This is a genomic window from Xanthomonas populi (assembly GCF_002940065.1).
GTDB lineage: Bacteria > Pseudomonadota > Gammaproteobacteria > Xanthomonadales > Xanthomonadaceae > Xanthomonas > Xanthomonas populi.
In genome coordinates this window covers 1-10,217 of record NZ_MDEJ01000136.1, presented here as the reverse complement: position 1 = coordinate 10,217, position 10,217 = coordinate 1, and the positions used below count along the sequence as shown (strand labels likewise).

Genomic DNA, 10,217 nt, shown 5'->3' with positions numbered 1-10,217 from the left:
AGCGGGGCGGGGTGTTTGGCTTGTGGGCCTTAGCATCCTTTCCCTCTTGCACGGCTTCGCCGGCGGGATTAGGATGGGGGCATCGATTAGGCCCCATTGCTCTGGTGTTCCCGCCAGACCAGTGATGAAAAAGCCGCCCTTGCCGGGGCGGTTTTTTCGTTTTCGGCATCCGCCCATTACACCGGCGGGCTGCCTCGTTGTTTTGGTACGTCTGGTGCTGAATCTACCTTCTTGCAGGAGCGAGCGTACTCGCAGGAAAGGTGGTGGACGGTACGCGGTCATCAAAACCGGATAGGCAGAAGCGGGAACCGGCAGGCCTTGCGGCCTCCGCGCACCGCCCACCATAGAACTGGCGAGCTAAATAAAAGCGCCAGCATCGGACGATGGGCGCTTGCGCGCTCCTGCCATCTTGATCGGTTTGATGTGCCGAATCGCTGATTGTGCAGCGATAGGCCAATCCTCTCGCCAACAGGCGAACGTGTCAACCGCCTCTTAAACCGTCGTCTCCTCGACCGCCGCCGCTGCTTTGGCTTGCAGATTGAGTAACGTAACGATAACGGCGTGCAGGTCGACGTACTGGGTGTGACGTTGGAAGGCGGCTGCCGGCGATTCCGGGTCACTTGGATCGGTCTGCAAATGCTCCTGGAACTGCTCGGCCAGCAAACCAGCCATGAAAGCGACGTGCGCGTGGTTGGCCTGCAACACACTGCGGCCAATGGCCTCGAAGTTGTGCATGCTGTCAGATAGCCACATGACATCGCGCGCCACCGTGCGACTGGCAAGGGTGGTATCGGCGCGGTAGGCACTATATTGCCGGATAGCCAACGCGGTGGTGCCAGTGAAAAGCACCAAGCTGGCCAACTCGTCGGTGTAATTGATGCCCATGGTTTTTGTCTTCCTCGGGAGGGCAGGGAGGGCGCAGTGCCGGCGAGAGAAGGGGCGCATAAGGCCACACGGTTGAGCACAGCGCCGGCGTTCAATCAAAGTGGAGCTTCCGGCATGGACAGCTTGACGTACTCGGCAAGACGTTCTCTGGCCTCACTAATGTCGAAAGCGTTGGGGTCGAATGGGCCCCCTAACCACTCCGTGAGTTCGCGTCGGCGGGCACTGCTGCGGCCAGCAAGTACCCTGAGCATCTCCGCATAGCCCCATGGCCCGCCACAATCCTCCGGCGGACAGGCGTTTTTGCCGGTAATCAAGTGCGGATAACTTCCTGTTGGTTTTTCCATCAGCTTTTCGACGGTCACTCGGTGTTGCCAGTCATCGCCAAAGTCATAGGTGTAGATCAGCGTCTCTCCAATGTCAGAGACATCGCTCAAGCGGCGCTTACTGGAAATCTCGCTGCCATTGCCATGCCCGAACGAGAACAGGTGCATCAATTCCCAGCCCATCGCGCCTTGGATGAAGTAGTGCAGCTGCGCCAATTCCACATCAGCGTAGGTATCGAGCCGACGCCAGACTGTGGGGGAGATGCCAAGCAACTGGATTTTGAGCCTCCATACGGGTGGGTGGCTGATCATCGAAACGGACACATTAGTGGAGCGTAATGCGTTCATGGGGTGGCCTCTGGATCGTGGTCGGCGTTGTCGGTCTGCCCGGTTGCTGCTTGCAGGGCGTCGAACTCGCTATCGGTCTGGGCGCGCAACAACGAGCCGGTCAACTTGTCCAGCAGCGGCTGTCGCTGGCTGAAAACGCGTTCCACCGACGCGATCAGGGCGTTGTAGAAGCCCTCGCCCGCCGCGTTGCTGGCAGGCGTGGCAGCAGGCAGGCGTGCAAACAGGTTCTTGGTCGTAAGCGTGGTTAGCTCAACCAGCATCTGATTGCCGAAGTGCACGTTGCGCACCTCGTTGCGCAGCGATCGCAACTCCTTCAAGACCAGCATTTCTTCGGCTTTGGCGTGTTCGGGGTCGTAACGCTCGGCCAGCGCGGCCTCCACCACAGCGCGCAACGGGATGCGCCGCTCGGCGGCTTCACGTTTTGCGAGCTGCATGAGCCGTGTTTCGACTTGGGTGTGCAGGATGGTCTTACCGCCAGATTTCTTCATGGGAGCATGTAGTCCATGTCGTCGTCGGCTGCATCCATGCCATCGGCTTTGGCGACGGGGCTGACGGTGATTTCATGGGTGTGGATGTCGGCATCGGCGCCGATATCGTCATCGAGCATGGGCGCGGCTTCGACGGCCACCTCATGTGCGGGCATCGGCTCGGGGGTGGCGTCCAGGTCGCGGGAGTCTTGGACGGCCGGCTGCAGGGCGGCCGCCACCGCGACCGGCACCACAGCGGGGGTAAGCTTGGTCCACGGGTTGCCGGCGACTGGCGGCCCGTAGGGGTATGGCCTGGCGCTGGTGTTGGCGACCGGTGCGTACTTGTGGGTCGGATCTAGCACCTTGCCGCGTTCGTCAGTCGGCGGCACCAGGTCGCAGAACCGTTTGTCGCTGTAATACTTGATCTTCATGGCCATGATCGGCGGCAGGCCTGCGACAACGATGATCTTCTTGGACGGGTCCATTTCCCGCACCTCGCCTGGGGTCATCAGGGCGCGGGCCGATTCTTGGTTGGACACCATCACGTGCCCTAACCAGCCGGACAAGCGCCCGCCGGTGTAGTTGGTCTGCTGGTGGATCTCCGTCGTCATGCCAAGCGAATCGCTGATGCGCTTGGCCGTCTCGTCGGTGTTGGGCGCATACCACACGTGGATGTGCGCGCCATCCATGACGGTGTTGCTCGGCCCGTAATACTTGACGATCTGGTTGTAGCTCTGATTGATCATCATGCACTTGATGCCATAGCCGGCCACATAGCCCAGCCCTTCCTCGAAGAACTCCAACTTCCCCAGCGAGGGGAACTCATCGACCAGCAACAGCAGCCGATGCTTGTTGCCCTCCGGGTGCAATTCCTCGGTCAGCCGGCGCGTGATCTGTTGCAGCATCAGCCGGAACAAGGGCCGCAGACGTGATTTGTCGCTCGGCGGACTGATCAGATACAGCGATAGCGGGTATGGCGCACGCATCAGGTCGATGATGCGGAAGTCACTTTCGCTCGTCGCCGTTCCCACAATGGGGTCGTAGTAGAGGTTGAAGAAGCTGCGCGCCGTGGAGTGCACGCCGCTGCGCTCGTTAGCGCTCTTGTTGAGCATGGCCCTGGCACCGATCGCCACGACAGGATGCACCTTGCCGTTGCGATGTTTGGTGTCGAGCATGTATTGCAAGGTGGCCTCCATCGTACGTTCCGGGTTGTCCAGGAACATGGCGATGCCTGCCAAGGTCTTGTCTGGCTCGGCGTACAGCACGTGTAGGACCACCGCCAGCAGCCACGAATCGGCCTCTTTGCTCCAATGGTCCGGTTTGCCCTTGCCGTCCGGGTCAACCAGCATGTCGGTAACGTTCTGGGCGTCCTTCACCTCGTTGTCGCCGGGGCGAATCTCGGCCAGCGGATTGAACCTGCAGGTGTCGCGCTGGGTTGGGTTGAATTTCAACGCATAGCCGATCCGGCTCCGGTAGCCCGATGTCAGCTCCCAGTTCTCGCCCTTGATGTCGTTGACCACCACGCTCGCCTGCCAGTTCAGCAACGTGGGCACGACGATGCCCACGCCTTTACCCGACCGGCTCGGCGCGGTGACTTCCAGATGCTCCGGGCCGTTGTGGGTGAGGTACTGACCGTCTTCGGTCATGCCGAGTACCACGCCGGCCTGGCCCAGCAGGCCAGACTTCTCGATTTCCCTGGCCTCGGCCCAGCGCGCCGAGCCGTGCGTCAAGACCGTCTCCTGGGCGCGGGTGCGGAAGATGGCCACCGCAACCATGGCGACGAAGCCCAGCGCTGCAAATACGGCGACGATGTAGATCGCCCTGGTGAAGATGTCCGGCGCGTAGGCGTTGTAATCCCACAGCCACGGGAAATATGACCACGGCGCATAGATGCCGTGGCCGGCGATCTGGAACCAGGGCGCACCGAGCTGGGGTTGGTAGGCCAGCGCATAGGCGACGTACTGGCCCGCTGCCCACACCCCAAGAAAGATGCAGAGCACGCAGGCGACCATGGGACCGCCCCGCAGTCCGCCAGCGTGACGGGTTTTCTCGCGTTGTTTGCTTTGTGGTGCCATCGGTTTAACTCCGTGTGAGTCCTAACGATTTGCCCTTGTCCAGCACATCCATCGCAGCAAAACGGATGCGCACCGACTGGAATGTTTGGTTCATGCTCTGGCCCTTCGCCAGCTGCACCGCGACGGTGTTGCCAAGCTGGCCCTGCAGGCCATCCTTCGCCGGCACCACCGCAAACGTTCCGTTTTGCACAATCACCGCATGGGGGCCGCTGGGCAGGTTCTCTATGGCCTCCACTGTTCCCTGAAAGCGGCGGGCTACATCGAGATTGACCGGCTGGCCATACTTGGACGCTAGCCGTTTCTGTGCATCGGCCAGCTCCATGCCGCGCATGTCTTCGTCAAAGCCGGCCTTGAGGCGCACGCCCGCAGGAGTGCGCTCGGCCATCCGCAGTGCGACCAGGCGGTCGGTGCGCGCTTCCAGCGCTTCCAGGAACTGCGCTTGCGTGCGGGTGCGGCTGGTAGCGCCCTTCATCTGCTCAAGGCGACCAGCGGTCAGCTGCTCGTCAAGGAACGTTCGCCCGATGACTTGGCTCTGGCGGTTGAGCGAGCCTTGCGCCTTAACGTCCAGACGCACGAATGAGTTTTTGTCACGGGCAATGGCTGGATCACCATCGAGCCGCGCCAAGAGGTCTGCCGGCACACGGAACGTGCCGTCAGGCAGCTTGGTGACATGTCCTCGGCTCGCCAGCGCTTCCATGCGATTGACGTGCGCATCGATGTAGGACTCCGGCGTTGCATTCGCAGGCAAGCGCTTCGGGTCCCACGCCTTCACCTCGGCCAGATGCGCGTCAGGGAGATAGACGCCGCTTTTCAAGCGCCTTAGCACGTTCTTGTCCGCAGACGTGGCGGCTGGCGGCGTGTAGGTGCCCAGCTCCACGGTGTCGCCGATGCGTCCGCGCTCAGGCATGTGTCGTTCTGAGTGCATGCTAAGCGTCGCGTAATGCACCTGGCCGTCGAATCCGCCAACGATGACGTACTCAGTGCCTGACAGTTTGTCTGCCAATCCGCGATCAAGGATGACACCCTGCACGGATGCAGCGTTCAGGCTGTCCTTGTCGGCCAGCAGTCCGCGCCGGCTACGTTCGGCGTCAATGTGCGGCTTGAGCTCTGTTGCTAACCTGCGCTCTTGCGCCATCGCACGCATCGCCTCCGGCGCGTTAGCATGGATCTTCCAGCGACCGGGCATCTGTTCGGTGGCTAAGCCGTGGTCACGCAAGATCGCCAGCCGCTGTAGCCGCAATTGCCGCTGTGCATTGCGGAACGGATCTGCATGCACCTTGCCGGCATGGATTAGGCCGCTTTCGCGGCTCTGCTGCTCCCGAAGCATGGACGCATCCAGACCCGTCCAGCGCTCTTGCATGACCTCCTTTGCAGCAGAGCGATAGATGTCGATATCGCTCCGATATCCCAACTCGCGCGTTGCCAGCTCACGTGCCCGCTCGCGCATACCATTGCTGATGTAGTCGCGGCTAATCACTAGGTCGCCACCCTTGTCATCCACCCCACGCAAGATGATGTGCACGTGTGGGTTGTCGGTGTCATGGTGGGCGACCGCCATCCAGTCCAGTTTTGTCCCTAGATCCCGCTCCAACTGTTGCATCAAATCGCGGGTGTAGCTTTCTAGATTCAAGTTCGCGCCATCTTCCGGCGAGACGATGAATCGGAACGAATGCCGGTCAGGTTCTGCTCGATCCACGAACTGCGATGTCTGCTCACGCGTGAGTTCGCCCGTGTCGGTAAATGGGCGAGCCGGCCCACCATCCTTGTCTACGCCGTGGCGCTGCGCATAGTCCACGTGCCGCTGCATGGCGGCTTTTGTTCCGACCCGTGGCGCTGCAACCACACGGGCCTTGATGGTGACGCGCTGCTGTCGGCTTCCGGTGTTAATCCTGACGCCAGCAGCGCGCCCAGCATGGTGCGTGGTCGCGCCGGAAATGCGCCCGGTACGTGCCGCCCGCTTGGCAGCGCTTTTGACACGGCTAATGACTTCGTTGACCTGGGAGTTGTTACGCGCCTGGCGGCCCTTGGACAGACGAACGCGCAGCGGTTTGTCGGTGCTGCTTGCACCCTGACTGCCGTTCCCAGCGCCCTTGTCTTGCCCTGCTGAGCTGCGCTTTTCACTGCCGACCACGGTCGTCTCCCGGCTCTAAAAAACTATGTTGTAAATTACAACAAGGTTAAATGACAATGTTGTAAGAAAAAGCTAATAGAAATAGTCAGTTAAAACCCACATACCACACACACTTTTATCTTGTCCTTCTTTTCCGCTTCTCCGTTTTTGCCCTCCGACGCCCTCACCCCTCCGATCACACCCACCTTCGCAGAATGCACAGTCCCCGCCCTGGCTCCGCTGTAGCGCGTCTCGGAATCGACGGCCTTGTGCAGCACACGCCCTATCCGACGCGACCCGCAAAAAGCCGCACAAGCGGTCAGCGTGGCCTCGGTTGTGCAGCCTTCGGTCCGGTCCCCGTGAACCCTGTGGGCGCGGCTGCGGGCGACATCACGGGAACAGCATTGGCTTGGGCTTTGGTGGACCAGCGGCCGCTCACCTTCCCGCTTGCCGGGAAGTTCACCGCCACCCCAGCCGCTTGCGACACCCAGCTCACGTAACCATTGCTCAATCCGCGCGACTCGTTGCCGGTGTTGTACGTCGACAAGGCGCCCAGCAGTGCAGGCTTTTCGGCGCGATATTTGGCCCATGTCTGGGCGTAGTTCCGCGCCAAAATGAAGGTGCCAATACGGATGTTTACGCATGAGTCCAGTAGGTCAACCGGCGTCACTCCGAACTTGGTCAGATGCTGCGAGTTGATCTGCATCAGCCCGATATCTGTACTGCGACCGGCCCGCACCTGTTCGACTGCGATCCGCTGGGCATCATCAAACCTGGTCGGGTAGAAGCTACGGACCTGGTTGTTGATGGCATACGGATTACCGCCACTCTCGTGCTTGATGATTGCTTGCACGGTTTGCGGATGTACACCGATGGAACAGGCGAGAATCACCGACATGAGGTCACTCATGATCGACTCCTATCGAGGGCCATTGCGTCCACAGTGGTGTGATGCTTCCGACAACTGCCGACAGTGGAACGAACCCGTAATAGCGGCCGTCATAGCTGTTGGCGAGACCATCACCGATGGTGAAGATGTGCCCCTCTGGAACACGCCTGCAGCCCTGTAAGACGTGAGGCAATGGCACGCCTGTTCGATCTGTGGCAGCGACCGCGCCCACACGCCGATAGGTGGATGGGTGCCCTGCGGTCGTTGGGGTTGCAATGCTGACTTCGGTGTTGACGCACACCGTGTCGCCGGCAACCGCACCGACACGCTTGATGTAGAGACTTCCGGGCTTCATCCAGCCGCGTTCAAAACCATAACGCGCTGCCGCATTGTGTGGCGGAAATGCGACCAGCTGGCCTCGCTCTGCCCTGTGCGTATTGCGATTCAGGAAGTACAGACCTTTCGCCACGCTTGGCGAAAGGTTGGCAATCACGGTGTAGCCTAGCGAGGCCAGACCGCGCGCACTCGCACATCCAAGTGCGGGGGCAAGAATTGCAAGCCCTAGGCCTAGTGCTAGTCCATTGAGTACCTTTTTTCGTGCCACAGACATGCCGCTAACCTCGCCTTTTGCGGGGGATTTTGGCTCTCACGTCGGCAGTTAAAACCTTCAACCGCGCCAGTGGCATGCGCTGGAAAAACTGTTCGATACGCGCCAATTCTAGCCGATTTAGGGAGTCGATTTTTGACCGATTCAGCGCTAACCAGGCGACGTATGCACGCACCCGCGTTGCACCTGTGATGTCCGCCAGAATTGCGACATCCGGGCGCACTGCCGGCACGCTTTCGCCCGCCTGTCTTGCCGGTAATGCCTGACATAGCACAACCCGCCATCGCGTTGTGCCGTAGTCGTTCTGCTCCCATAGATCGAGTGCAAACCGGTCACCTGGTGCGAAGCTCAGTATCCGGCGACGGGTGCCGTCTTCGCCAATCACCCAGCGGCCAACCTGGCGCGGCTTGCCGGCCAGAATCCGCCGGTTCGTGCAACCCTTGGCGAAGGCTTCGATGACCTGGGCGCCCATCGTCAGGCCTGCATGCACGCATGCTTGACGCTTTGCATGCAGCTTGTCGCAGCCCGACCACTGCACAAATGCATGCAAACCGCATAAGCAGCTTGCATACTTGCATGCATCGATTGCGATAGTATGCAAGTATGCAAGCATGCAAGCATGCGCGCATGCATATTGCTTTACATGCGTGCATGCACAGCTGCAAGCATGCGCGCATGTAAAATTGCGTGCAGGCTAGTATGCGAAAATGCGTGCAACTAAACATGCAAGCTGCCTTGCATGCGCGCATGCGTTATTCGGCGTCGCTGGAATCGGCGTTGTCGGACTTCGACGACATCGCCGACAACGGCGCAAGGCCCATCGATTCGAGGAACATCGAGATGCCTACGACGGTGACGTCCTGGATGGTCATACCGTGGGTGTAGCGAAACTCAGAGATCCGGCGCAGGTCCTCGTCCGTCAAGTGACGAATGGTGATCGAGCGGTTGGCCCCCACCTTTGGCGCGCTCTTCGCCATCCCTGCCTTGGGAGCTGTCTGCGTGGTTGGTTCGGCCGACTTGGCCGATCGCGTCGGCTTGTCTGGTTGGCTGTTCTTGTCCATAGAGCGAAGCTTGCCGGAGAGTCCAGTGGTCATACGTGGGTTCCTTTGGTTGTGCTTAGAAGCGTGTGCACTTCGCGCCACAGGGCGCGAATCTCAAATGCGGCTTTGCCTGCCGGTTCGTATTCGCCCACGGCCTGGCCGTGAGCAAGGGCGCGGCGGTAGGCCGTCCGGTCGTGTATGACCGTGTCCAGCACCGGGATACCGGTGCTGGCTAGCTCCCGTTCCACTTCACGCGTCTCGCTGGCGCGGATCGGGGCGCTGGACAAAATGAACGCCCCCGGCTTGCCGCTGGCCTGCAGCAGTCGGATCGATGCCGGGGCGGCGGCCAGGTCCAGCAGACTCGGGCGGACCGGCATCAGGGCAAGGTCCGCATGCTCGAGCGCGGCCGCAATGCCCGCGGATGCGTGCGGGGGGGTGTCCACGATCAACAGGTCATAGCCTTCCTCGGCTGCGGCCTGGACCGCTGCGCCGACGTTGGCGGACGTGATGGCCACCACTTCCAGCTTCTCGTCCTTCCGGGTTTCGGCCCACGCCTTGGCAGAACCTTGGGGATCGGTATCAGCCAGCGCCACGCGTAGGCCAGCTTGTTGCGCCGCTACAGCGAGGTGGACCGCGATCGTCGTTTTGCCTGCGCCTCCTTTCTGGACGGCGATAGCTATGGTTTTCATGCGCTGCGCTCCTGGTAGAAATCACTTGCTCGGGGCAAGTGTGCAATACCATAGCAAAATGCATGCAAACATGCAAGCTGCTTTAGATGCAGTCATGTTTGCATGCATGCATGACTGCGTGCATGCTTAAGTGGCGCCGCGACAACGCGGCTTGGCCTGGCCGGCCTTGGGCGAGGCGGGCGAGGTGGCCGCCGACTCAAACACAGACAGCCGGCCCCGTAGAGTGGCTGCATCCTCGCGGGCCTGGCCGGCAGCGTTGCGCTGCTCGGCAGCAACCAAGTGCGCCCGATCTAGCTCGGTGCGCAACTCGCTGGCGCGGGCCTCGGCCGTGCTTGCACGCTGCTGCAGGTCCACCAGCTGCGCTTACGTTTCGCCGGCTATCCGGCCGCTTTTACACGATGAAACGCCTGGCTCGTATGCGTTCCAGGGGAGATTGCGCCTGGTCGCTCGCTGCGCCTGGTCCCCGGCGACGCTGTGCCCTCGTCCTGGCCGAAGCTCAATGCAGGCTCAAGGGGCATGCACGTCCCAACGCCAGCCATATCACTCCCTGCCGACCCGCTTTTGCTCTTTGCGGGAGGGAACCGCCGCCACTGCGCGCCCATTCTGGTTGGTTTCCCGATTTTTCTCATGCGCAGTGGCGGTGGGAGGGGCGCAGCCCCTCTATCGAGCTTCTAACGTTGTCGGCGCCGCGTAGCGGCGGCGACGCCGATCTGCTGTTGAGCGCTCTACTGACTGTGCTTTCAACCATAGGTTGACTGGATGGACTGACAATTAAACAGGACAA

10 protein-coding genes and 1 pseudogene are annotated in these 10,217 nt (G+C 61.0%); all 11 read right to left on the bottom strand.

Annotated features, from left to right (window positions below):
- Window positions 1-492 precede the first annotated feature (492 nt).
- Window positions 493-885 (bottom strand): hypothetical protein, encoded by a 393-nt coding sequence (locus XpopCFBP1817_RS17210; RefSeq protein ID WP_128418046.1) that lies wholly within the window; start codon window positions 883-885, stop codon window positions 493-495.
- A gap of 95 nt (window positions 886-980) precedes the next feature.
- Window positions 981-1,520 carry a plasmid pRiA4b ORF-3 family protein gene (locus XpopCFBP1817_RS17205; RefSeq protein ID WP_128418048.1) on the bottom strand — a complete coding sequence of 180 codons (540 nt, stop codon included), beginning with the start codon at window positions 1,518-1,520 and terminating at the stop codon, window positions 981-983.
- 32 nt (window positions 1,521-1,552) lie between these two features.
- Entirely contained in the window at window positions 1,553-2,044 is a 492-nt protein-coding gene (locus XpopCFBP1817_RS17200; RefSeq protein WP_040942455.1) for a hypothetical protein, read from the bottom strand.
- Window positions 2,041-4,035, bottom strand: a complete 1,995-nt coding sequence (traG, locus tag XpopCFBP1817_RS17195; RefSeq protein ID WP_208619650.1) for an IncP-type conjugal transfer protein TraG — start codon at window positions 4,033-4,035, stop codon at window positions 2,041-2,043. Before traG ends, XpopCFBP1817_RS17200 begins: the two co-directional genes overlap by 4 nt.
- 67 nt (window positions 4,036-4,102) lie before the next feature.
- A complete protein-coding gene (locus tag XpopCFBP1817_RS17190) occupies window positions 4,103-5,905 on the bottom strand; it encodes a DUF3363 domain-containing protein (protein WP_128418047.1) in 1,803 nt (600 codons plus the stop codon).
- A gap of 622 nt (window positions 5,906-6,527) precedes the next feature.
- On the bottom strand, window positions 6,528-7,118 hold the full coding sequence (locus XpopCFBP1817_RS17185) for a lytic transglycosylase domain-containing protein (RefSeq protein ID WP_128418044.1): 591 nt from the start codon (window positions 7,116-7,118) through the stop codon (window positions 6,528-6,530).
- Window positions 7,111-7,707: a signal peptidase I gene (lepB, locus tag XpopCFBP1817_RS17180; RefSeq protein WP_128418043.1), complete on the bottom strand. Its 597-nt coding sequence runs from the start codon at window positions 7,705-7,707 to the stop codon at window positions 7,111-7,113. Before lepB ends, XpopCFBP1817_RS17185 begins: the two co-directional genes overlap by 8 nt.
- 4 nt (window positions 7,708-7,711) lie before the next feature.
- On the bottom strand, window positions 7,712-8,176 hold the full coding sequence (locus XpopCFBP1817_RS17175) for a DUF2840 domain-containing protein (RefSeq protein WP_128418042.1): 465 nt from the start codon (window positions 8,174-8,176) through the stop codon (window positions 7,712-7,714).
- A gap of 280 nt (window positions 8,177-8,456) precedes the next feature.
- Window positions 8,457-8,798: a hypothetical protein gene (locus tag XpopCFBP1817_RS17165; RefSeq protein ID WP_128418041.1), complete on the bottom strand. Its 342-nt coding sequence runs from the start codon at window positions 8,796-8,798 to the stop codon at window positions 8,457-8,459.
- On the bottom strand, window positions 8,795-9,433 hold the full coding sequence (gene parA / locus XpopCFBP1817_RS17160) for a ParA family partition ATPase (RefSeq protein ID WP_128418040.1): 639 nt from the start codon (window positions 9,431-9,433) through the stop codon (window positions 8,795-8,797). The genes XpopCFBP1817_RS17165 and parA overlap by 4 nt, the downstream gene beginning before the upstream one ends.
- A gap of 126 nt (window positions 9,434-9,559) precedes the next feature.
- A pseudogene (locus tag XpopCFBP1817_RS17155) lies at window positions 9,560-9,793 on the bottom strand (KfrA protein); the annotation flags it as partial.
- Window positions 9,794-10,217 lie beyond the last annotated feature (424 nt).